The organism is Neorhizobium sp. DAR64872/K0K18 (genome assembly GCF_050500175.1).
Taxonomy (GTDB): domain Bacteria; phylum Pseudomonadota; class Alphaproteobacteria; order Rhizobiales; family Rhizobiaceae; genus Neorhizobium; species Neorhizobium soli.
Map to the genome: position 1 here is coordinate 2,653,248 of NZ_CP191446.1, position 21,328 is coordinate 2,674,575.

The following is a 21,328-nucleotide window of genomic DNA, read 5'->3' on the forward strand; positions in this document are numbered from 1 at the left end:
CAACCGCTCATCCCATCTGCCCGCCTCAACGGTGCAAGCCTGAAGTGCCCATGCCAGACATATTTTCCTCCGATACGCTCAGCCTCGCCTTCTTTGCAGCAGCGGTGCCCGCCGTGATGCTGGTCGGGCTTTCCAAGGGCGGCATTGGCGGCGCGATCGGCCTGATGGGCATGCCGCTGATGTCGCTTGCCGTCGACCCGGTCAAAGCGGCGGCGATCTTCCTGCCGATCCTGATCCTGATGGATATCGTGGCGCTTTGGTCCTGGCGCCATTTCAACGACAGTAAAACCCTGCTGATGATCCTGCCGGGCGGTGTCATCGGCATCGCGCTCGGCTGGGCAACATCGGCCTATGTCTCCGACGACGCATTGCGGATCGTCATTGCGGCAGCAACCATCTTCTTCGCCCTCCGCTACTTCTGGCAGGTCTACGGCCCGGATAAGAACCGTCCGGCCGCCGCACTGCCGCATCGTCCGGCGGCCGCCACGTTCTGGGGCGCGCTGTCGGGCTATGCCAGTTTCGTGGCGCATGCCGGAGGCCCGCCCTTCCAGATCTACGTTCTGCCGATGAAGCTGGATCCGAAGAAATACACCGGGGCCAGCATCCGCTTCTTCGCCATCGTCAACGCCGTCAAGATCATCCCCTATTTCCTTCTTGGCGCATTGGGGGCCGAAAACCTGACGATCTCGGCGACATTGCTGCCGGCAGCCCTGGTCTCGACCATGCTCGGTGCCGCGATCGTCAAGCATCTGAAGTCGGAAGTGTTCTATCCGATGACCTACGCGCTCGCTCTCGTTGCCGGCGTAAAGCTTCTGTGGGACGGCCTGCCGATCTGACCGGTCCATCCGAACATCATAAAAAACCCAATTACAATAAGGCCTTCCGCCGGTCGCGAGACACGAAAACGGTTGATGCTTCGTCAAGTTATGCTTAGCTTCAAACGATGACACTCGATCCGTTTTCAGCCATTGCCGACCCGAACCGGCGCCATCTCCTCGAAGAGCTGAGACGCGCGCCGAAAACCGTGAATGAACTTGCACAAGGACTGCCGATCAGCAGGCCGGCCGTCTCGCAGCATCTGAAAGCACTGCTGGACAGCGATCTCGTGACTGTCACACCAGAGGGAACGCGGCGCATCTATGCCGTGAACGGCAGCGGCTTCACCCGGCTCAACCTGTGGCTCGACCAGTTCTGGACGTGAATTCTGGCCGCGACTGTGACGTTACGACCAGAACTGTTGCTTTTAGTCTTGGAATTTATCGTGCCGCTGTGGGCACCCTCTCACGAATGTACGTGAGGCGCGTGGCGCTTTTGATCGCCTAATGACGGGTGTCGGTCTTTAACCGCTCCACCTCGTCTTTGATGCGCAGCTTGCGGCGCTTGAGCTCTGCGATCTCACGATCGTCGGCGGATGGAGATGCGAGAACGGACTGGAGTTCCTCTTCGAGGTCGCCGTGCTTCTTTTCAAGCGATGCGATATGCGCCTGGACGGTCATGTGGCATGTTCCTTCCTTAGGTACCTGCCTTGGCACTCCTCTGAGCCAAGGCTTCAGGTTTGCAACAGAAGTGTGACACGGTTGGTCCGCTTTGTCGAAGGAGAAATCATGGTCTCTCAGCGGCAAATTCGTGGCGTCGGCTAACTTCCAGTTAACGCGGTTTGATGGTAGGAGCTTGCGGATGAAGCCGGGGTTTGCAAAAAGCCGGCGTAAAGAATGGGGACTGAGCATGCGTGATCAGGAACAGGCGGATAACCGGCTGGTACTCGCGAAACTTCGCCAGGAACACGAAGATTACGACGCCGCGATCAATGCCATGATCAAGGTCGGCTGTGAGGCTCTTCGCATCCAGCGCATGAAGAAGAAGAAGCTGGCCATCAAGGACCGGATGACCCAGATCGAAGACCAGATCATTCCCGACATCATCGCTTGAGTTCACCTTAAAGGGCCTGGAATGTCAGAAAGACCCGCAGTCGCCATCATCATGGGCAGCCAGTCCGACTGGGAGACCATGAAGAACGCCGCCGACACGCTTGATACGCTCGACATCGGTTACGAAGCACGGATCGTCTCGGCACACCGCACGCCGGACCGGATGTACGAATTCGCCAAGAGCGCCCGCGACGAGGGCTTCAAGGTCATCATCGCCGGTGCCGGCGGCGCTGCCCACCTGCCGGGCATGACGGCGGCCCTGACGCCGCTTCCGGTGTTCGGCGTGCCCGTCCAGTCGAAAACGATGAGCGGCACCGACAGCCTCTACTCGATCGTCCAGATGCCGGCCGGAATTCCCGTCGGCACGCTGGCCATCGGCCGAGCCGGCGCGATCAATGCCGCCCTTCTTGCTGCAGCGGTGCTTGCCCTTTCCGACGATGACCTTGCCGACCGGCTCGACGCCTATCGCGCGCACCACACCGCATCGGTCGCCGAATATCCCATCGACGAAGCACCCTGAGAAACATCATGACGATCCGCACCATCGGCATAATCGGCGGCGGCCAGCTCGGCCGCATGCTGGCGATCGCTGCCGCACGCCTGAACTACCTCATCATCATCCTTGAGCCGCAGGCCGACTGCCCGGCCGCCCAGGTCGCGAACGAACAGATCACGGCGGCCTACGACGACAGGACGGCGCTGGCCGATCTCGCCAGCCGCTGCGACGTCGTGACCTACGAATTCGAAAACGTACCGGTCGAGGCAGCCGAGTTCCTGCAGCAGTCGGTTCCAGTCTACCCGCCGGCCAAGGCCCTGGAAGTGGCGCAGGACAGGATTGTTGAAAAGCAGTTCCTCAACGGCTGCGGCATCGAGACCGCAAGGTTTCATTCCGTCGACAGCCAGTCCGATCTCGAAGCAGCGCTTGCAGACTTCGGCGGCAAGGGTGTCTTGAAGACCCGCCGCATGGGCTACGACGGCAAGGGCCAGCGCGTGTTCCGCTCCAGCGACGACAAGGCCGACGGCGCTTATGCGGACCTCGGCTCGGTGCCGATGGTTCTCGAAAGCTTCGTGCCCTTCGAGCGCGAAATCTCGATTATCGCCGCGCGCGCCAAGGATGGCACGGTCTCCTGCTACGATCCGGCCGAGAACATCCACCGCAACGGCATCCTTCATACCTCCACCCTGCCCGCGACCATTCCAGACACGACCGCGCAGACCGCGCGCAGTGCCGCCGAAAAGCTCCTCGCTGCCCTCGACTATGTCGGCGTGATCGGCATGGAATTCTTTGTGATGGCCGATGGCACCCTGATTGCCAACGAGATCGCACCGCGCGTGCACAATTCCGGTCATTGGACAGAGGCTGCCTGCGTGGTCTCGCAGTTCGAGCAGCATATCCGCGCGGTGGCCGGCGCAAGCCTCGGCGATCCGCGCCGTCATTCCGATTGCGTGATGACCAACCTGATCGGCGACGACATCCTCGACGTGCCCGGCTGGCTCGCCAGGCCCGACGTGCTGGTCCACCTCTACGGCAAGACAGAATCCCGTCCGGGCCGGAAAATGGGCCATGTCACGGAGCTGAAGGGGCGGAAAACCCGGTCATAAAGTGCGTCACAAGGTTGACACGCATCCAGCCACGGGTTATCTGCACGCCAACCTGAGCGCGCCCCTCGTCGACAGATAGGCGGCACGCTTTCGATTGATAGAGACAAGCGGCTCTTTGAGCCCACAGACTTCTGGACCAGTACAATGAAGATCAAGAACTCGCTCAAGGCGCTGAAGGCTCGTCATCGCGATAACCGTCTGGTTCGCCGCAAGGGCCGCGTTTACATCATCAACAAGCAGAACCCGCGCTTCAAGGCCCGCCAGGGCTGATTTGCGCTGATATCGACGTTTTGTCCGGGCACGCCTGAGACGATCAAATTGTCGGTAGCGTGAAATTTCGGGTTTGACCTTCGGCGCATGCGGATTACTTTATCCGCATGCGCTATTTTCGTTCAAGCTTCGTGATCCTTGCTGTGTGTGTTGCGGCGCCTGCCTTTGCGCAGACGCTGCCCCAGCCCATGCCGCCATCCCAACCGATGCCTCCCGCTCCGCCGCTGGAAAGTCCGGCGCAGGGAGGTACGCAGGCAGCACCGAATGCCGGCCAGCCTCTCAACGCCAGGGTCGACCCGCTATTTGCGGCGCTGAAACGTGAGCGCAATCCGGAAAAGGCGCGCGGCATCGCCACGCAGATCGCCATGAACATGGGTGAGTCGGGCAGTCCCACAGTCAATCTCCTGATGGGCTGGGCGGCCACGGCCGCCAAGGAAAAGCGCAACGCCGCCGCCCTCGACTTCCTCGACCGCGTCACTCTCATCGATCCCGCCTATGTCGAAGGCTGGAACCGCCGCGCCACAATGCATTACGCGATGGGCGACCAGCGCAAGGCGATGGCCGATATTGCCGAAGTGCTGAAGCGTGAGCCTCGCCATTTCGGCGCGCTGGCCGGTCTTGCCGGAATCCTCACCGAAGCCGGACGGGACAGCCAGGCGCTGAATGCGTGGGAGCGTTATCTCGACATCTACCCCGCCGATCGCGAGGCGCAGGAGGCTGTGACCAAGCTATCCGAAAAGATCGCCGGCAACCGAACCTGATGGGCCGCCATGGGGATTGTACCTCTCATCTTGTCTCTCATCGCATTCGGCTTCGGCTTCACGGCCTGGAAGGCGAAAGCGATCGAGGCCAACCTGCCGAACGACGGTGAACTTACCGATCTCGGCGATATCCGCATCAACGCCCTTCACGTCGCAGCACCAGCCGAGGGCGACCTTCCCCCGATCGTCTTCATCCACGGCGCCAGCGGCAATCTGAAGGACCAGGAAGCAGCGTTCCGCAGACCGCTAGAAGGGCGCGCCGAAATGCTGTTCGTCGACCGTCCAGGTCACGGTTATTCCGAGCGTGGCGGAGAAGAGAACGGTTTCCCGGATGGCCAGGCCGACACGATTGCGCGCCTGATGGATCGTTACGGCATCGACAAGGCAATCATCGTCGGTCACTCCTTCGGGGGCGCGATCGCCACATCCTTCGCGCTTTACCACCCGGAAAAGACAGCGGGCCTGCTTCTGCTTGCGCCTGCCACCCATCCATGGCCGGGCGGCGTCGACTGGTACTACAATCTGGCAGCCCGCCCTTATCTCGGACGCCTGTTTACCCGCTTCCTGGCGCTGCCTGCCGGGCTGGTGCTGATGGAGAAGGCAACCCATGCCGTCTTCCATCCCAACCCCCGTCCGGACCGCTATCTGGACGGCGGCGCCACCGCACTGGTGTTGCGGCCCGAGAACTTCCGCAACAACGCGATCGACGTCGCCAATCTCAACGACTACGTCACCAGGGTCGCACCGCGCTACAGCGAGATCACCGCACCGACGCTGATAATCAACGGCGACAGCGACAAGATCGTCTCGATGGATATCCATGCGAAGGCGCTGACGGCCGCCGTCGCCGGTGCCGAACTGGTCGTCATCCGCGGCCTCGGCCACAAGCCGGATTACCTCGCGACCGATCTCGCCATAGCCGGGATCGAAAAGCTCGCAGGCCACCACCGCGACCTGCAGTCCGTTGCCCGCAGGGTCGAGGCGCGACTGGCGCAGGTGGTCGACGAGCCCATGCCGGACATGGATTTCTCGATCGAGAAGACCTGAAACGACAAAGGCCGCCGGATCACTCCGACGGCCTTTCATATTTCGCACTGTTGAAAGCGGGTTTACACCCCACTCTGTCCATCTGCGCCGATATAGGCGATGCGCAGCATGTTGGTGGCGCCCGGTGTGCCCAGTGGCACGCCGGCCGAGATAATGATCCGGTCGCCTGGCTTGCCGAAGCCTTCGGAGGCGACGATGCGGCAGGCGTTGTTGACCATGTCGTCGAGGTCAGTCGCGTCGTGGGTGACGACGCAGTGCATGCCCCAGCCGATCGACAGTCGACGCGCGGTCTTGACGCTCGGCGACAGTGCCAGGATCGGAACGTTCGGACGCTCGCGCGAAGCGCGAAGGCCTGTTGTGCCCGACGATGTGTAGGTAACGATCACGGCAAGCCGCAGCGTCTCTGCAATCTGGCGGGCAGCAAGCGAGATTGCGTCGGCACCGGTTGCTTCCGGCGTCGCGCGCTGCGCGTAGATGATGCTCGGATAAAGCGGATCGTCTTCCACCTTGCGGGCAATCGACGCCATCATCGAAACGGCTTCGACCGGATACTGACCGGACGCCGATTCGGCCGACAGCATGATCGCATCGGCACCTTCGAACACGGCAATCGAGACGTCGGAAACTTCGGCGCGGGTCGGAACCGGCGCGCTGATCATCGATTCCAGCATCTGGGTCGCGACCACGACCGGCTTGCCGGCGCGGCGACATGCGCGTGTCAGCTGCTTCTGGATGCCGGGGACCGCCTCGATCGGCATTTCGACGCCAAGATCGCCACGGGCCACCATGACGGCGTCGGAGAGATCGATGATCTCGTCGATCCGCTCGAGTGCCTGCGGCTTTTCGATCTTCGACATGATGCCGACGCGGCCGCGGGCAATCTTGCGAACTTCGGCTAGATCTTCCGGGCGCTGAACGAAGGACAAAGCGACCCAGTCGACATCGTCGGTCTCAAGCACGGCATCGAGATCGGCGCGGTCCTTGTCGGTGAGCACGCCAACGGCGAGCAGCGTATCGGGAAGGCTCACACCCTTGCGGTCGGAAATGCCGGTGCCGGCCACGACGGTGCAGGTGATCGACGTTCCGTCAACCTTTTCGGCCCGCAGCGCCAGCTTGCCGTCATCGATCAGCAGGCGATCGCCGACCTTCACCGATTCGAGAATTTCGGGATGCGGCAGGAAGACTCGGTTCTCGTCGCCGGGAGCCTCGTTATTGTCGAGTGTAAACGTCTGGCCTGGGACCAGCGTCACCTTGGTATCGGCAAACTTGCCGACGCGCAGTTTCGGACCCTGGAGGTCGGCGAGGATGCCGATCGGGCGACCGGACTTCTTTTCGACGGAGCGAATACGCTCGATCAGCGTCCGCATCATCTCATGGCTCGAATGGCTCATGTTGATGCGGAAAAGATCCGCGCCTGCCTCGTGCAGCTTGGCAATCATCTCCTCGTCGGAGGATGCCGGGCCGAGTGTGGCAAGGATCTTAACTTTGCGGTATCGCCTCATCAATTCTGGCCTTCCTGGGATCCGGACGTGTCTGAAAGCTGGACCATCCAGCTGCCCTGACGGCCCGTGTCATATTCCTTGAAACCCATGCGCTGGAAGCCACGGGTGAAGCAGTCGTCGACGCCGACGACCTTGAACTCGTTCTCGGCAACGCACATGTTGACGCCGCCGGTCCAGCGGCCGCCGCGGGCCGCGTCCTCGGCATACAGATAATAATAGCGGGACTGCAGCTCGCCTTCGATCAGCGTCGCGCAGGTTGATGCGGGTACCTGCCACCAGCCTTCGGTGTTCCAGCCATCCTTGGCACGGTAGCCGATCGCCACGCCGACGAGGTTCTGGGTTCCGTTGCAGACGCGGAAATCCGCAAGTGCCGGAGACGCCATCAACAGCGGCGCACTGACGCAGAGCGCGGATGCCACGGCAGGCACAGAAAACAGGGCGGAAAGATATGTTCTAAGGGATTTTTTCGACACGGTTTCCGTCAGGACTCCATGGTTATTCGTGATGCACTTTCTCGCGCGGCAGGGTTTGAAAGTCAACGCAATCTAATCGATTATATTCTGAACGCCCGCCGGGGGCCGCTTGCCTTGTCCGCGGCGACCATGGCAGGAAACGGCCGAGATATCACCGGGACAGGCTGCGCAAAACAATGGTACAAGCCCCGATGGACACAGACGACTTCCAACCGTTCGAAATCATAGACGGCGATTATGACGGCGGGATGGTTCTTCTCGCCGACCACGCAATGAACCGCCTGCCCGCCCGCTACGGCGATCTTGGCCTGCCAGAGGACGCATTCCGGCGCCACATCGCCTTCGATATCGGCATCGAGGGATTGACCCGCCGGTTGGCCGACATTCTGAACGTGCCGGCCGTGCTCGGTTGCTTTTCCCGCCTGCTGATCGATCCGAACCGCGGCGAAGATGATCCGACGCTGATCATGAAGATCTCCGACGGCGCCATCGTTTCCGGCAACCACCCGATCACCCAGGAAGAATGGGATTTCAGGCTTACCACCTACCACCGGCCCTATCACCGCGCCGTCGAACAGACGATTTCAAGGGCCAGCGCGTCCGGCCGGGCACCGCTTGTTCTGTCGCTGCATTCCTTCACGCCGTTCTGGCGCGAAACGCCGCGGCCCTGGCATGCAGGCGTACTGTGGGATACCGACGATCGGGTCGTGGTGCCGCTGATCGAGCAGCTTCGCCTTCCCGGCGATATCGTCGTCGGCGACAACGAACCCTATGACGGCGCACTCAGGGGCGACACCATGTACCGGCACTGCATGATCCCGGGCATTCCGCACACCCTGCTCGAAGTGCGCCAGGACCTGATCGGCGACGAGCAAGGCATCGAGGACTGGGCACAAAGACTGGCGCCGATCTTCACGACGCTCAATGCAGACCCCACATTGCACGAGTACAAAATCTTTCCGTCGCGCACCGGCCCCTACCCCGCGTGAGCGTTCAGACAAAGGAGGTCACGATGACCGAACTTTCCAAGGAACAGCAGACCGAGCTCGAGGCTGCAGCCTTCCGTCGCCTCGTGTCACATCTGCGCGAGCGGACCGACGTTCAGAACATAGATCTGATGAACATGGCCGGCTTCTGCCGAAACTGCCTGTCCAACTGGTACAAGGACGCAGCCGACGAGGCAGGCCTTGCGCTCACGAAGGATGCATCCCGCGAGATCGTCTATGGCATGCCCTACGAGGACTGGAAAAATCTGCACCAGGGAGAATCCACAGGCGCTCAAAAAGCCGCATTCGAGGGCAACAAGCCGACCCATGGCTGACGCCCACGGACAAGGCCCGCGTATTTGGGCCTTGACCTTGCCGCCGCTTTTCGGCAGGTGACAGCCAATCAACACAGATCAAGATCAGGAGGCCCCGATGTCTGATGCTCATGGCGTCGCCCGCGACCAGCTCCGCGCATTTATCGAGCGTATCGAGCGACTGGAAGAAGAGAAGAAGACCATCGCCGACGACATCAAGGATGTCTACGGCGAGGCAAAGGGCATGGGCTTCTAAACCCCCTCAGATTCTATGTTATCAAAGCAAATTCAACAACTTGGTCGAAGCATATATGGCCGAGACGGTATGTGCGGTCGCCAGGACGGCCGACCCGGAAAGAGAAGTCAGACATGAGCGAGATCGAGACAAGCACTACGAACGTCGCCGCCGCCGAACTGCGCCAGTTCATCGAACGCATCGAGCGCCTGGAGGAGGAGAAGCAGACGATCGCCGATGATATCAAGGATGTATTCGGCGAAGCGAAAGGCCGAGGCTACGATACAAAGGCGATGAAAACGATTATCCGGCTAAGGAAAAAGGACGCCAACGAGCGCATCGAGGAGGAAACAATTCTGCAGACCTACATGGCTGCGCTTGGCATGGAGTGATAACTGGAGCGTCGATCCGGCTCGTCGGCCGGCGGCACTTAGGCTCGTCAGCCCACGGTATTGGACTGGGCGTCGAGCCCTGCCAGCCGGACCAGCACTCTCAGCTCGTCGGTCTTCACAAGGACGGCATCGCCGTAGTCTGTCCGGATGCGTCCCGCCTCGTTGATAAGTCCCATGGTCACTAGAAGCTCGTTGTCATACAGTCGAACCGCAAGTCTCGCGAGTGCCTCGCGATCATCAGTAGATATCTGGCCCCTGATCGAGCTGGCGACGTCTTCGAACGAGAAGCTCTCCCGATTCCCGAGGTCGATTCCTGACAGCCTATGGAAGAACGCTGCGAGCGTATCAAACTTGAGCTTTGCAAGCCGGCCTTCGATCAGCTCCGTCCTTACGATGGCTTGATCAGTAAAATCCAGTTTCTCCGCAATGATGTCGTCAGATCTGCGTGCTCGCGTACCGGATCTCGGCCGGGGCGGTCGGTTCACTGCCATGCGCTCACTCTCGCGCGCTTTCACGTAGGACGAAAGACCATGGTCATGTGCGATCGTGTCTCGCGTCGGGCCCGTCGGCTCAGTGCGCGGAGACCTGTTGTGCCTCATTTTCCGATACTCGTGAACGCTGCGGACGACAAGCGGACGATTCGGCATAAACCAGTCCTTCCTCCACCCTAACTCCCGCGCCAGCTTGAGCGCCTCCCCGGAGAGCACATCGTCGCAGGCTTCCTTCAGCCTCGACAGCGTGGCCAGACGAACCTCGCTCCCGTTGTTCTCGGCCTCTAGCACCAGCGCCTGCAGAATTGCTTCCGACTCCAATCGCTTGTTCAAGATGCGTTTCCTTCCAACGCATTGAGTAAACGCGCGGCCTGGAGCGTTCCATCACGCCGCGGCTTCGTCGCCGCTTCCTCGATGGCGGCGGCAAGGTTCTCGATCGCCGGCTGCGGCATATCTTTCGCACTGTCGTCGAGGACCCGTTGGAAGTCCTCCACCTCTCCAAACAGATCGAGGAATATGTCGCCGATGGCGACGAGCGACTCGATCTTCTCGCCTTCCGGAATCCGGTGCAACACATGCTCCAGACGGTTCGCCCGGAGGATGGATCGGACCTGCCGCTCAAGTTCGAATGTGACGACGGGTGGCAACTCCACGCGCGCCGCAGGAATAAGGACGGCATCCTTCATGACGATCTGAAGCATTTCGAAGTCGTGGACACGGCGCTCTTCGGTTTCTACCTTACTTAAATCGAATTCGGAGTTCAGCAGCACCACCGAGCTCGGCGAGCGGCCGGCGAGCCGCGCCGCTTTCGCAGCAATGTCAAGGCGTTTGAGATGATCCTGCTCGAGGCGCAGTTCATTGGCCAGATTGCGACGAAGTGTCTCCTCGGAAGCCGCATTGCGGGCTAGTGCCTGAACGGGCTGCCCATCGGCCTCAAGCCGGGCGATCGTCCGGTTAAGCTCTGCGCTTGCATTCCCGGACATTCGGAGTTCGATCTTGAGGAGGTTGATACGATTGACTACACCAGCGCGCTGAGCCCATGTCCTGCCGCTATATGTACACCCACCGCACGCCCGTGGACGAAAGACCGGAATGGCTTGGCTACCTTTTCTACCTCCCGTCGCACAGTCGCCTCCCAGACAGAGGCAGTGCATGAAGATGTCGAGGGGCGGGAACCGTCCACCCTTGCGCATTTCGCGAAATCTCGAAGCCTGAGGAGAGTCCTTTCCCGAAACTGCTTCCACCTGCGCACCGATCTGCTGAAGAGCGTCCGGCCGGTTGTCAGCGAGGCCCTCGAGCAGATCAGCGTCGTAGGTAGCGAGTTGACCGAGGCCATGAATGCGCCGGTCCCGCACGCGATTGTACTTGTGCGTCGTAGCATCGGCCGCGTGTCCAAGATGAACCCTGCTGACAGCGATAGGAATTCCCGCCTCATCATTATTAGTGACAAAGCTTCGTCGATTGTCATGATAGGTGGCCAAAACGAGATCAGCCTCAAGATCCACCAAAGGATAATCCCGACCCAGCCGCTTGTTGACGATCGGCTGGGCCATTTTTAGTAATGCCTTGTAATAAGCTCTCGCCCTAGCGTCGGAAACGACATCCTGAAAGGTCCCAGGAAATCGAAGCACCGGGAAGACGGGCGCAAACAGATCGTCCTGGGTCTCTGCCACCCTGTCCTTATTGTCGATGGAGGCCACAGGCGCCTTCATCGGATTGAACCTGATCTGTAGGTCACGCATTTTGCAGATGGGCTCGATCAGTTCTGGCGGAAGATAGGCAGTTTCATAGGGCCCACCTTTCGCGACGCACAAGTACATCGCATTGACTTCGGTACGTTTGTCATCATCCAATCGAAGTCGGCGGACTGCAAACATCTGCCTTCCGGGCATAGCACAGGAGAGCATGTTAGGCTGGTCAGTCATCGTAACCGGATCGTACAGCCGCTCATCACCCTCCCCGGAGTCAAGCCAACGGATCGACCGCAGCCGGTGTCCGGTCCGCAACGATATGTCCGCGGCGATCGCGACGGCCGGCCAGAAGACGGTCGAATATTCGCCTGTAGCGACGTCCCTGACGTTGAATTCGTACAAACCCAGGCTGCGGGCGAACCCGTAGTCGTCCTTTCGGTTCAGCTCGATCAATATGTCGACCACCTCCTGATCCAGAGCCCTTCCGGCCCTGCCCTTCCTTCCACCCTTCTTCGGCATACGGTCGAAAGATGTGTCGAAGGGGCACGGAAGGTCTCTGTCGTAACCGTCCCTAAGAGCGCCGGCCTTCCATAGCTGGCTCATCTTGCTAATCGACGCGCGTGCGGAGTGAGAGCCGACATCGCTGCATCGCGTCAGCAGAAATTCGAAGAACGTCTCCTCCATGGTCGTCTCCGACCGGACATGGTCATACCGACGGATGTCGCGGAGGCGGCTCACCCTGCGGTCCTCCGTAAGCAGCAGCGTGTAGATCAGGAAAAGTTCAACCGCGTTCCTGACTTGTTTCATGTGCTGTACCTTGAACGTCGGCAGCAACTCGCGGATTTCGGCGGCGAGTAGTCGGGTGTGCTGCGGAACGGCCACGTCGGACCACTCCCGTTCAAGGATCCTACAAACTTTGCGCAGGTTTGACTTTGATGGATAGTCGACCCAACGGAAGGCCTGTATCGACGACAGGTTTTTGCGCCCGTCCATCAGACGGGCTTCGTCCCGCTGGAGCACGTCCACATCGAAGCAAGACATTAAGAACTTGTAGACATGGTTGATCGATGCGGACCGTCCACCGTCGGGGGCACCCAAGTGGGCCTTCATATGGAAAAGACCCGCTGAGCAGAAGCGGCGCTCCGACCACATATTGCTGGAAAGCGCTGCCATCGCGAAGACGGCGGGAACCTGACGGAGAGACGTCAGATCCCGCGATATGCTACCTAAAACAGCGTCAGCTATATCGCGCGAGTGCGCTGGAACGGACATGGTCAGCAGAAGTGGCCGGAAATGGTCGGGCCAGAAAGCAAGGAGCCTGTCGTACATTCGCATTGGAAAGAGCCAGATGCCTCGCGCAGCCAGGAACTGTGAAAACCAGATTGGAGCATAGGAGCGGCCGGTCCCCTTCGCAGCAGAGGCGCCCTTGATCTTGGGGACTGGAGCGACGTTTCGTTCCATCTGGTCCGCGATGTGTCGTAAGGCCTCAACGGTGCTGGTGTCGCGTGACAGCACCGTTCTCTTAAGGGCCGAGAGACCAAGGAGATCTCGTTGGCTTAAACGAAACGCGTCATCGAGATCGCCGCTCAGGACGAGGTCAATGACTTGGATGCGCGTGTCGGCAGGAAGACCCGCAAGGACCTGCGTCACAGTTCCGGACTCTCGTGGAATATTCTGTCGCGGGCGCCCGTGAGGCGTGAGCGCCGGTACGACCCCAAGCTTGATCAGCGCCTGGACCACCGCACGGTTCTCTAAGATGTGAAGTCTGTCGTCAACGCCGCGCGAAAGTAGTCCGAACGGCGTATGCCAACGATCCTTGATATGCTTTTCATTGAGATTCAAATTACCGTACCGCTGCACCACCTCACCGTATTCCATGACGAGCAGAGTTCGGAACTCTTGGCGCAAAGTTTGCGTGAATTCCTGCCAAAGCATGGAGAGGTCGATCTTACCGGGCGGGTGAAGGAGTACAAAATTCTCCGACACGTTGATTGCGCAACCACCATCTGAGTCAGAAAAAGACAGATGTTCCTCGGGATATACCTCCAACATCAGCACCTTCCCTTGAGCTTAGTGTGCACGTCGGCCAACCGCCGGCCGTATGTCTCCTGCGAGTTGACGCTCTGATGGCGAAGCACTAACTGAACTTCCTCAGGCGACATGCCGATTTTCTTCTCGGCGTACCATTCACAAAAATGCCTTAAGCCATGGCCGTGGCCGCCGTCATCGAAAACAGGTTCGATGCCCACTCGTTGACACGCGACGCCAATAATCCGTCGTAGGTTCCTCTTTTTCATCTTGTTGCCACGATGTTGAGGATCGCTGGGGTTGATCCAGAAGTAGGGGTGACGAGCCTCGGTTTCGAACTGTTCGTGCAGCCCGAAGATATGAGGAACCAGACGCGCGAATTCTTTCGCATAGCGGTCGACCACCCAGAACCCCCACGAGAGCGCCCTCCGATCGAACAGCAGCATGGACTTCCATCCGTCCCGATCCTTGCGAGTGTGTTTCCAAGGGGACGGCGTCGTCGACCACTCGCGTTCCAGCACCTCTTTACGAGTTTCGTTGCCTCGTATTGCAAAGCTTTTACCGGTCCAGATTGACGCCGAGGGATGGGCATAAATGATGAAGGGATTGCCGTCGTCCGACGCGCCGAACTTGCTTGCGTATACTGACGGCAGCACGTCGCATCGCCACATTTGGAGACACTCCGATAGCCGTGCGCCGTGTGAGGCGAGCAGACACAACAGCGCGCGGTACAGCGGGTTTGGCTCAAGGTCGATCATGTCGTCCATCTGAAGCTCCGTCGGGAACCTGACGAGCTTCGTTCCCGACTTGACGGAAGGGCCGGATAGCTTCTTCAAGTCCGTCGGAAAGGCCGCTTCACTTTCTTGCAGATCAGCCCAGCGGCGTCGCTGAACGTCAAGATGCTGCAGGAATTCCGCGGTCGGCCGCATCGGCAATCTCTGACTGAAGAGCTTGCTGTCCGCCTTGAGCGCGCGTGCGAAGGGAGAATCGCCCCGGTCCTGATCGCGGCAAAAGCGTGCATAGGTCCGAATGTCGCCAAACTCGGCTCGCACCGTAGAATATAAAACGGAGGCCAGACGCTCCGCCATATAATTCCAAATGGTCAGGTCCGCATCTTCTCCATCCTCCATCGGACGACCTGAACGTCGCCAGAAATCATGTAGCGAACCAATTGCCACAAACATACGTCGCAGGGCGTCGAATTTTTCTACCTTGGCGCGGTTTAACGCGAATTGGAAAACGTCATCCGGGACCTCCACTTGACCGTCTTCAGTCGGAACAATCAGGAGCGGAAACGGAACCAGCATGGTATCCCTTCCCCTGCGGATCCGTACCGGGATATCAAGCACGACGCTTACTGGTGTCGAGTCCGTTTCCTCGGGCGCACATACCGCACTAAGCGAAGCGCCTAGCTGACCAGGCGCAGCAACTTTATAATTTTTCATCAGTTCAAACCCGTTTCACCGTCGGACTGTCTCCGGATTGACGTGTCTTGGATCGCCCAGTCGGTACGCGAAGAGACATCTGACATATCGTCGGATGATCGATCTCTTATTTTCATCACGTCATCTCCCATCAGGTAAGGCAACCAAATCAAGGAGCAGCGGTCGGATGTAAAGATCCACCGCCGTCACAATGTATAACGGCGATGTCTCGCTTATTCATTTGATTTCAACGTATATATATGCTATTCACGAAGTATAATTGTTGACAATATTGCGATCTAAGAATATTTCGAATCCTTTAGGTAGCCTCCTGCGACCTCATCAGAGGCGACAACACGACCCCATCGAATCCTTCGGCTTAGTCGTCGCCTCCAAAAAAGCTTGTTGATTTTTCGGTGCTTCTCGCGTTCCTAATGAAACCGGGAGTCCTTGAATTTAAAGCTTCTCCCGAGCGAAGGCGGGAGTGAGAGGCCCCCCTCAGGTGCCGCATGAACGGTAAGCGGTGTTTCCTCGCACACTGACCAAAGCTCGATTGGGCTCTCCGAAAAATGCCGCTACGATATTGATGTCAAGAATGCGCCATAAGGAGACATGAACAGCGTCGAGTTTTACGGCTGTTACGGCCGGGGCGGACTGGCGGGTTTTGGCGTCGAAGATGGCGGATGCGGAGGGAACCTCGCGCAGGAGCTGAGTTATTGTTGCTGCAACCACTACAAAGCCAACGGCACGAGCGTTACCGTTACGTCGCAGGCGACGAGGAGGGATAGCGGAACATATGTACAATCCAAAAGCAATCGAGACCATTAAGAAGCTCTTGCAGGAAAACACCGAGGCCAGTCTCACGTATGCAGCCTTAGAGTGCAGGCTCGCTATCGAGCTAATCTGCTATTCTCGTCTTCGAGTTGCACACGACTACATTTCGCATGATGATTTACGGGCATGGCAACCACGACAAATTATTGATGCCTTAATACAAAATGTTGATCCGCGTGCCGCTTCGATCTTTACGCTCAGCATTTCAAAGGAACCCCTGGGATCAAATGCTGACGACCCAACGGCAGAAGACTATTCGGAGACGAACTGGGTTGAAGTAGGAACCCAAGTAGGTTTTGATCCAAAAAGGCTCGGCAAGCTTTGGAACAAACTTGCCAACGCAGCACTGCACGTAAAAATTCCCAAAGGCAGCGCAGATGAGCTTCGGAGGTACGGCGACCCGGAACTAATACGGGAGGCTGTGTTGGACGCTTTGGCCGAAATTGAAAGAATTGATGCAAGTACACTCACTTTGGGAGGAACTGGTGCTTCTATGTCCTTTAAATGTTCATGCGGGATAATGAACAAGCGCCGCCTCGCGCTGTTAAAGGACAGGCAGATTGTAAACTGCATTAGCCCAAGATGCTACGAAAGCTATGTCTACTTAAGTGAAACAAAAGAATTCCAGAGGAGAAATTTCCCAGTACAATGTGTGTCATGTGGCGAAGAGAAGTTCGTCCCCATTATGTACATGGAGAAAGAGCTTAAAGTTGGCTCCCGCCTTGGCGTCCGTTGTGAATGCAGCGGCGAAACATACATCGAATGGCGACTTATGCAGGCACAAAAACCCACCAGTGCTTAAAGCTTGCGGTGCGGCCCGGATCGGGCCAGTGAATTTGCGAGGGGATATTTAAGTCCCTTTGCGCTGCCATTCCCCCCATGGGGTGCGGCTGGTTTGGTAGCGTTCAAGCCACTCCTGTGGAACGCATACGATCTTCCATTACCCGTTTCATCCTCGACGGAAGGGGACATATGGCGGGGTACAGAGGTTGGTCTGCACGGGTATACCTTTGTGGAAATCGTTTATTGCCGCAGTTGCCTGTCCGCAAGGTACACATTTTATTATCGGACAGCCGGTTTAGCGGACAGGACCCTTCTGAACGCACGACCAACCTGGATCGGAGTCCGGTCTTGATACACCGTCGTAAATCCTAGGGCCGAGATGAAGGCGAGGCTGTGCCATCGCATTCGGCCACCAATGGCCGGTTTGGGCCGAAACAGACCAGTACCCGAGTCTTATCTGCGCTGCCGGAAGTGTGGCAACACTCAGGGCAAATGCTTCCTGTTCAGCTCCGTGCCGCGCTAGTCGTTGCTTGCTTGACCGGCTAGGCGGGCTTCGCGCTCACGCATTCCCAGCAGCGTGCCGTGGGCTTCACGCAGCACCGCTTTTAGGTTGGCCGGGTCATAGGGTTTGGTCACGAGGAACGAAGGCTCGGGGCGCTTCACGCTCAAGAGCCGTTCCGGATAGGCTGTGACGAATACTGCTATCGTATCGAAAATGGCTTGTATCTCATGGACGGTATCAACGCCGTTGCTTCCGTCAGCCAGGCGAATTTCGGTAGTCATGAGGTCGGGCTTCAATCTATTTGCCTGCACCATAGCTTCCGCCCCCGTGCGTGCGATGCCAACGGTGTAACCTTGCTTTTCCAAGATAGAGGCAATGTCTTCCGCTATAAGAGGCTCACTCTCAACAACAAGCGCAACTGGCCTTATGGACTTCATTGCCTGAAGCTGCGCACGGGCTTCTAAAAGCTCCTGCCTACGCTCCGCAAGCTTTACCTTTAGCACCTGATTATCATCCTTGAGTTCCTTATACATCTCGGCGGGAATTTTCGGAGAGGGCGCAAGCCGTTCCAGAGCTGCCGCAAGGTCTGCCTCCCAACGCAGTCGCTTCCGTTGAAAGTTGTGGTTGCCGCGTCCGGGGGTGTCCAACGTCTTCAGAACGGTCTGCCGGAACGTCTCAAGGCCTTTGTTGTCGGTGATGTTCCAGCCCTGTATCTGGCCGATGGTGTTGGTCACATCCGCAAAGGTAATCGGCGGCACGATAATCGGCAGAGGCCTCAGCTCTAAGGCCCACGTTCCGCCCAGCTCCATGACACAAAACCGACTGTCCAAATAGGCTGGAGTCATCAGCAGAATGACGAGCTTCGGGTGCTGTATCTGCTCCCGCATGTTCTTGTTGAAGTCGTGCGTCAGCGGGTTGCCGTGACCCTCAAGGCTAGAACAAAAAATGCTGGTTTCTGGTACGCCGATGGCATCAGTGAGGAAATCAACCAGCAGCTCGGCAAGGTCCCGATCGGCAGTGGCATGGCTTATGAAGATGTCGCTCATCAGATGCTCTCAATGTGTTCAGTATCTATATCTGATGACCGTACCGGTTTACTTGCAAGGGGCGGGGCCGGCATGTCCACAGTAGGCGGGTACCCGTATCGAAGATGGGTCCGGAAGAGGAAGCGGATGCCCAGGACGCCGTAATGGACTGGGCGCTCTCCGCGCCGGGCGCAACGACAGGATTGACTGCGCCGTCGTTCGCGGCTCGAATGGCCATGGATGGCAACGGATCGGGAGAAGTCATGCCGCAACCCGCTGCTGAAGCATTCGACCATGTTCGCTTCTCGTCGGACGGCTAGAAGGCGGCTTACGACTTCGCCAGTTCATGGCCTACTGTAAGCACGGCACGCCTTCGTCTTCCACGTAAGTCCGCGCCGGCTCCTTTTCTTCCGTCAAAGCACAGGTGGAGCTAAATAACATCCTCTTCCGGAGCTTGACCGAATCATCAGCCTCATCAACTATCCTCCTAGTTTCAAACAACTAAGCATCCCTACGTTTTGAGGCGGAAGCCTACGATGGATGCTTCAAGGATTCGGAGTGGCTGTGGCAGACCGATGGCTGGGAGTGCATGTTTCCAGAGACGGACTCGTCATTGTGGACGCGGAAGTCCCTCAAGACGGTCCGATTGTGATAGTTGCCGACGAATCCTGGAAGCTGGAAAACGGTGGCCGCCCCAAGGCCTTCCAGACGATCTACAAGCGTCTGTCGGACTATGTCCGCGACAAGGGAATTGCGAAAGCCGTGATCAAGGAAAGTGCAGCGAACGCGCGCGGGATGGGGTTGGCGCATCTGCAGGCCGCCGAGCTTCGCGGGGTCGCCATCTGCGCCCTGGCTTGCGGATGTCCGGTCGAGCAGGTCTCGAAATCAACGATCAGCAAGGGTTTCGGCAAGCGAAAGGCCGACGAATACCTGAAGGACAATGACTTCTGGCAGGAGAACCTGGGCGGCGTGGCAATGCGCGCGGGAAGTCGCGAAGCCGCTCTCCTCATTCTGGCGACGCGCTGAATGAGCGGGTTCACTTCGAGTCTCAAGGTCGGCCCCAAGCTTGGAAACGGGCATTTCGGCGACGTGCACCTGGGAAGCGACGACATTCATCCAGAGCTTGCCGTAAAGGTCATCCGGCCCAAGGATACCGATACTCCCGAAAAATGGCAGCAGCGAAAGGAAGACCTCGTAAAGGAGGGCGCTAACCTCAAGAAGGCGACACACGACAACGTCGTCCAGGTCTACTATGTGAACCGCTCGACGACCGAGGACGCGATCTACCTTGTCATGGAACTGTGTGAACGCGGATCGCTCCAGAAGCCTTATGAAGCAGGACCGATCTCGTCACCGGAAGTCCACCGGATAGCGACGCACATCTGTCACGGTCTTGGATCCCTGCATGATCGCGAGATGCTCCATCGCGACCTCAAGCCCGGAAATATTCTTGTCACAAAGAACGGCATCGTGAAGCTGGGCGACTTCGGTCTCGTGACTGACGAGATGGTGCTGGGTTACGCCGATCTGGGCTACTCCTACACCGACCACTTGGCTCCGGAATCCCATGGGACGGGGCTTTCCAGCAAGAAATCAGACTTCTGGGCCCTTGGGATGACCCTGTACCGACTTCTTCATGGTGATGCCTGGTACAGGCAGGGTCCCCTTCCCCGATACAGTGTCAGGGAAGGCGGGTACGCCGACAGGCTGACATGGCTTCCGCACATTTCCGGAAAATGGCGTCGTCTCGTGCGGGCGATGCTCACCGATGACACTGAGACGCGGTTGGCGACCAGCAGAGGGGCGCTGGACGCGCTGGCCGTGATTGCCGGAGAGGTTGCATGGGAATGCACCCTCAACGAAGGCAGCGTCAGATGGACCCGCGAGATCAAAGGTCGCCGGATCGAGGTCGATCTCGTCAGGCAGGGCAAGCTTTGGAGCTGGGCAGCGGTGAGCCATCCGCTTGGCAAGGGTTCGAAGAAGACCCTAGGGAGTTCAGGCGGTCCCGTCGCCAAAGCCCTGGCAGACAGTCAGCTCAGAAAATATTTAGGCGGCTAGGCTCGTACTGGGGAGCGTTTCAGATACCTGCCGGACGCTTCGATTTCAGAACGCGACACCGGACGAGCCTTCAGAACTGCCGCCGCGATTGCCCTTCGGTCACCACTGCATGCCGCACAAAACCGGTCAGGCAAGAAGTCATCGCCATCACGAAGGTGCTGTCGGTCGCAGTGCTCGCAGGTTCTGTAGAGAATCGCCAACGACATGGTATTTTCCGGGTGCGTGTAGTCAATATAATGCGAACTGTTTAATAGTCAATCAAGACCATCGCCGCAGACAGACTGCGGCGCATCATGGGATCTTTCGGCCGGAATGGTTCTCACCAGACGATGGCTTCGGTTTTTGCACCACGAACTCCACCGCCACTGATCCAGCATTTTCGAACTCAAGCGTCCCCTGAACTTCTCGCCTGATTGAAGACAACCCAGCCGCCCCTAACAGCAATCAAGCCGAACACTCGTCGTCGTCATTATCGAATTCTATTTCGCGCAGCGCCTTTCGGGCGTCGGCACCTCGTTTCTCGGAGAGGATCGAGCGATCCAAAACGCGCGTCTGTTCCGCAGCAAACTTCCCGACGGCGCCACCTTCTTCCAGCCACGGCTGGATCAGTCCTTTCTTCGCCCGAAGCGTCTCGACGAAGCCGTGAACAACCCCGGTGTTGCGAATGCTATCCCGGAGATCCTTCACTGGACCCAATCTGCTTTGCGCCTCGAAGTATATCATTCGATGCCGTTTATGGTGATCCCTAAAGCGGCCTTCACTTCATAATGGTCTAACCGCCGAAACTGCTCAATATCGTTGGTTCGTCGACGCCGCCCGGAGCTTGTCCTGTCCGAGCTACCGCCCGCGTCCTATGCGTATCTTGGAGTGCCATTTCGAGTAGAGGAATTTGGTCTCTTCGGCGATCTCTCCGTTGCCATTGTTGCCAATACTGCTGGCAAATCCGATAAACTATCCGTACTCATTCTCCTTACTCAATTCA

Annotated in this window: 22 protein-coding genes and 2 pseudogenes; 16 read left to right on the forward strand and 8 right to left on the reverse strand. The window is 58.4% G+C overall.

Going from position 1 to position 21,328, the window contains the following annotated elements:
- The first annotated feature begins 50 nt into the window (after nucleotides 1-50).
- Both ACQY1P_RS18585 and ACQY1P_RS18590 read left to right on the forward strand, forming a co-directional pair.
- On the forward strand, nucleotides 51-836 hold the full coding sequence (locus ACQY1P_RS18585; RefSeq protein ID WP_092659855.1) for a sulfite exporter TauE/SafE family protein: 786 nt from the start codon (nucleotides 51-53) through the stop codon (nucleotides 834-836).
- 107 nt (nucleotides 837-943) lie between these two features.
- The gene (locus ACQY1P_RS18590) at nucleotides 944-1,201 is read left to right on the forward strand and encodes an ArsR/SmtB family transcription factor (RefSeq protein WP_062460875.1); all 258 of its coding nucleotides are present in this window, start codon (nucleotides 944-946) and stop codon (nucleotides 1,199-1,201) included.
- Between the two features lie 118 nt (nucleotides 1,202-1,319).
- Here the strand turns inward: ACQY1P_RS18590 and ACQY1P_RS18595 are convergent, their stop codons facing one another.
- Nucleotides 1,320-1,496: a YdcH family protein gene (locus ACQY1P_RS18595; RefSeq protein ID WP_082471995.1), complete on the reverse strand. Its 177-nt coding sequence runs from the start codon at nucleotides 1,494-1,496 to the stop codon at nucleotides 1,320-1,322.
- 229 nt (nucleotides 1,497-1,725) lie between these two features.
- Between ACQY1P_RS18595 and ACQY1P_RS18600 the strand changes: the two genes are divergently transcribed.
- The 6 genes from ACQY1P_RS18600 to ACQY1P_RS18625 all read left to right on the forward strand — a co-directional run bounded on the left by ACQY1P_RS18600 (nucleotide 1,726) and on the right by ACQY1P_RS18625 (nucleotide 5,608).
- The gene (locus ACQY1P_RS18600) at nucleotides 1,726-1,929 is read left to right on the forward strand and encodes a YdcH family protein (RefSeq protein ID WP_062461867.1); all 204 of its coding nucleotides are present in this window, start codon (nucleotides 1,726-1,728) and stop codon (nucleotides 1,927-1,929) included.
- Nucleotides 1,930-1,950: 21 nt separating this feature from the next.
- Nucleotides 1,951-2,448 carry a 5-(carboxyamino)imidazole ribonucleotide mutase gene (gene purE / locus ACQY1P_RS18605; RefSeq protein ID WP_062582383.1) on the forward strand — a complete coding sequence of 166 codons (498 nt, stop codon included), beginning with the start codon at nucleotides 1,951-1,953 and terminating at the stop codon, nucleotides 2,446-2,448.
- Between the two features lie 8 nt (nucleotides 2,449-2,456).
- Nucleotides 2,457-3,530: a 5-(carboxyamino)imidazole ribonucleotide synthase gene (locus ACQY1P_RS18610; RefSeq protein WP_430254820.1), complete on the forward strand. Its 1,074-nt coding sequence runs from the start codon at nucleotides 2,457-2,459 to the stop codon at nucleotides 3,528-3,530.
- 144 nt (nucleotides 3,531-3,674) lie between these two features.
- Nucleotides 3,675-3,800, forward strand: a complete 126-nt coding sequence (gene ykgO, locus ACQY1P_RS18615; RefSeq protein ID WP_003497670.1) for a type B 50S ribosomal protein L36 — start codon at nucleotides 3,675-3,677, stop codon at nucleotides 3,798-3,800.
- A gap of 107 nt (nucleotides 3,801-3,907) precedes the next feature.
- A complete protein-coding gene (locus ACQY1P_RS18620; protein WP_430254822.1) occupies nucleotides 3,908-4,561 on the forward strand; it encodes a tetratricopeptide repeat protein in 654 nt (217 codons plus the stop codon).
- Between the two features lie 9 nt (nucleotides 4,562-4,570).
- A complete protein-coding gene (locus ACQY1P_RS18625) occupies nucleotides 4,571-5,608 on the forward strand; it encodes an alpha/beta fold hydrolase (RefSeq protein WP_430254824.1) in 1,038 nt (345 codons plus the stop codon).
- 62 nt (nucleotides 5,609-5,670) lie between these two features.
- On the opposite strand, the gene pyk is transcribed toward ACQY1P_RS18625, so the two are convergent.
- Nucleotides 5,671-7,110 (reverse strand): pyruvate kinase, encoded by a 1,440-nt coding sequence (gene pyk / locus ACQY1P_RS18630; protein ID WP_062460890.1) that lies wholly within the window; start codon nucleotides 7,108-7,110, stop codon nucleotides 5,671-5,673.
- Nucleotides 7,110-7,484 (reverse strand): annotated as a pseudogene (locus tag ACQY1P_RS18635) (DUF1036 domain-containing protein); the annotation flags it as partial. The pseudogene ACQY1P_RS18635 and the gene pyk, both read right to left, overlap by 1 nt.
- A 290-nt stretch (nucleotides 7,485-7,774) precedes the next feature.
- Here ACQY1P_RS18635 and ACQY1P_RS18640 point away from each other — a divergent pair.
- The 4 genes and pseudogenes from ACQY1P_RS18640 (at nucleotide 7,775) to ACQY1P_RS18655 (ending at nucleotide 9,510) form a co-directional block, all read left to right on the forward strand.
- Nucleotides 7,775-8,572 carry an N-formylglutamate amidohydrolase gene (locus ACQY1P_RS18640; protein WP_246453970.1) on the forward strand — a complete coding sequence of 266 codons (798 nt, stop codon included), beginning with the start codon at nucleotides 7,775-7,777 and terminating at the stop codon, nucleotides 8,570-8,572.
- A 23-nt stretch (nucleotides 8,573-8,595) separates the two neighbouring features.
- Nucleotides 8,596-8,904: a DUF1244 domain-containing protein gene (locus tag ACQY1P_RS18645; protein ID WP_113109767.1), complete on the forward strand. Its 309-nt coding sequence runs from the start codon at nucleotides 8,596-8,598 to the stop codon at nucleotides 8,902-8,904.
- Nucleotides 8,905-9,001: 97 nt separating this feature from the next.
- Nucleotides 9,002-9,136 (forward strand): annotated as a pseudogene (locus ACQY1P_RS18650) (GapR family DNA-binding domain-containing protein); the annotation flags it as partial.
- Nucleotides 9,137-9,252: 116 nt separating this feature from the next.
- Nucleotides 9,253-9,510, forward strand: a complete 258-nt coding sequence (locus tag ACQY1P_RS18655; protein WP_430254827.1) for a DUF2312 domain-containing protein — start codon at nucleotides 9,253-9,255, stop codon at nucleotides 9,508-9,510.
- Between the two features lie 47 nt (nucleotides 9,511-9,557).
- Here ACQY1P_RS18655 and ACQY1P_RS18660 read toward each other — a convergent pair whose 3' ends face one another.
- Genes ACQY1P_RS18660 through ACQY1P_RS18670 form a run of 3 tightly spaced genes read right to left on the reverse strand, consistent with a single transcriptional unit; the run spans nucleotide 9,558 to nucleotide 15,027 of the window.
- Complete coding sequence (locus ACQY1P_RS18660; RefSeq protein WP_430254829.1) at nucleotides 9,558-10,334, reverse strand: hypothetical protein; 777 nt, start codon at nucleotides 10,332-10,334, stop codon at nucleotides 9,558-9,560.
- Complete coding sequence (locus ACQY1P_RS18665) at nucleotides 10,331-13,744, reverse strand: hypothetical protein (protein ID WP_430254831.1); 3,414 nt, start codon at nucleotides 13,742-13,744, stop codon at nucleotides 10,331-10,333. Before ACQY1P_RS18665 ends, ACQY1P_RS18660 begins: the two co-directional genes overlap by 4 nt.
- Nucleotides 13,744-15,027: a hypothetical protein gene (locus ACQY1P_RS18670; protein ID WP_430254833.1), complete on the reverse strand. Its 1,284-nt coding sequence runs from the start codon at nucleotides 15,025-15,027 to the stop codon at nucleotides 13,744-13,746. Before ACQY1P_RS18670 ends, ACQY1P_RS18665 begins: the two co-directional genes overlap by 1 nt.
- A gap of 913 nt (nucleotides 15,028-15,940) precedes the next feature.
- On the opposite strand from ACQY1P_RS18670, the gene ACQY1P_RS18675 reads away from it, so the two are divergent.
- Nucleotides 15,941-16,780 (forward strand): hypothetical protein, encoded by an 840-nt coding sequence (locus tag ACQY1P_RS18675; RefSeq protein WP_430254835.1) that lies wholly within the window; start codon nucleotides 15,941-15,943, stop codon nucleotides 16,778-16,780.
- A gap of 500 nt (nucleotides 16,781-17,280) precedes the next feature.
- Here the strand turns inward: ACQY1P_RS18675 and ACQY1P_RS18680 are convergent, their stop codons facing one another.
- On the reverse strand, nucleotides 17,281-18,309 hold the full coding sequence (locus ACQY1P_RS18680; RefSeq protein WP_430254837.1) for a response regulator: 1,029 nt from the start codon (nucleotides 18,307-18,309) through the stop codon (nucleotides 17,281-17,283).
- A gap of 143 nt (nucleotides 18,310-18,452) precedes the next feature.
- On the opposite strand from ACQY1P_RS18680, the gene ACQY1P_RS18685 reads away from it, so the two are divergent.
- From ACQY1P_RS18685 to ACQY1P_RS18695, 3 genes are all read left to right on the forward strand, one after another.
- Nucleotides 18,453-18,608 carry a hypothetical protein gene (locus ACQY1P_RS18685; RefSeq protein ID WP_430254839.1) on the forward strand — a complete coding sequence of 52 codons (156 nt, stop codon included), beginning with the start codon at nucleotides 18,453-18,455 and terminating at the stop codon, nucleotides 18,606-18,608.
- Between the two features lie 328 nt (nucleotides 18,609-18,936).
- Nucleotides 18,937-19,314 (forward strand): hypothetical protein, encoded by a 378-nt coding sequence (locus ACQY1P_RS18690; RefSeq protein WP_430254841.1) that lies wholly within the window; start codon nucleotides 18,937-18,939, stop codon nucleotides 19,312-19,314.
- The gene (locus tag ACQY1P_RS18695; protein WP_430254843.1) at nucleotides 19,315-20,346 is read left to right on the forward strand and encodes a serine/threonine-protein kinase; all 1,032 of its coding nucleotides are present in this window, start codon (nucleotides 19,315-19,317) and stop codon (nucleotides 20,344-20,346) included.
- A gap of 444 nt (nucleotides 20,347-20,790) precedes the next feature.
- Here the strand turns inward: ACQY1P_RS18695 and ACQY1P_RS18700 are convergent, their stop codons facing one another.
- The gene (locus ACQY1P_RS18700) at nucleotides 20,791-21,033 is read right to left on the reverse strand and encodes a hypothetical protein (RefSeq protein WP_430254845.1); all 243 of its coding nucleotides are present in this window, start codon (nucleotides 21,031-21,033) and stop codon (nucleotides 20,791-20,793) included.
- Between the last annotated feature and the right edge of the window lie 295 nt (nucleotides 21,034-21,328).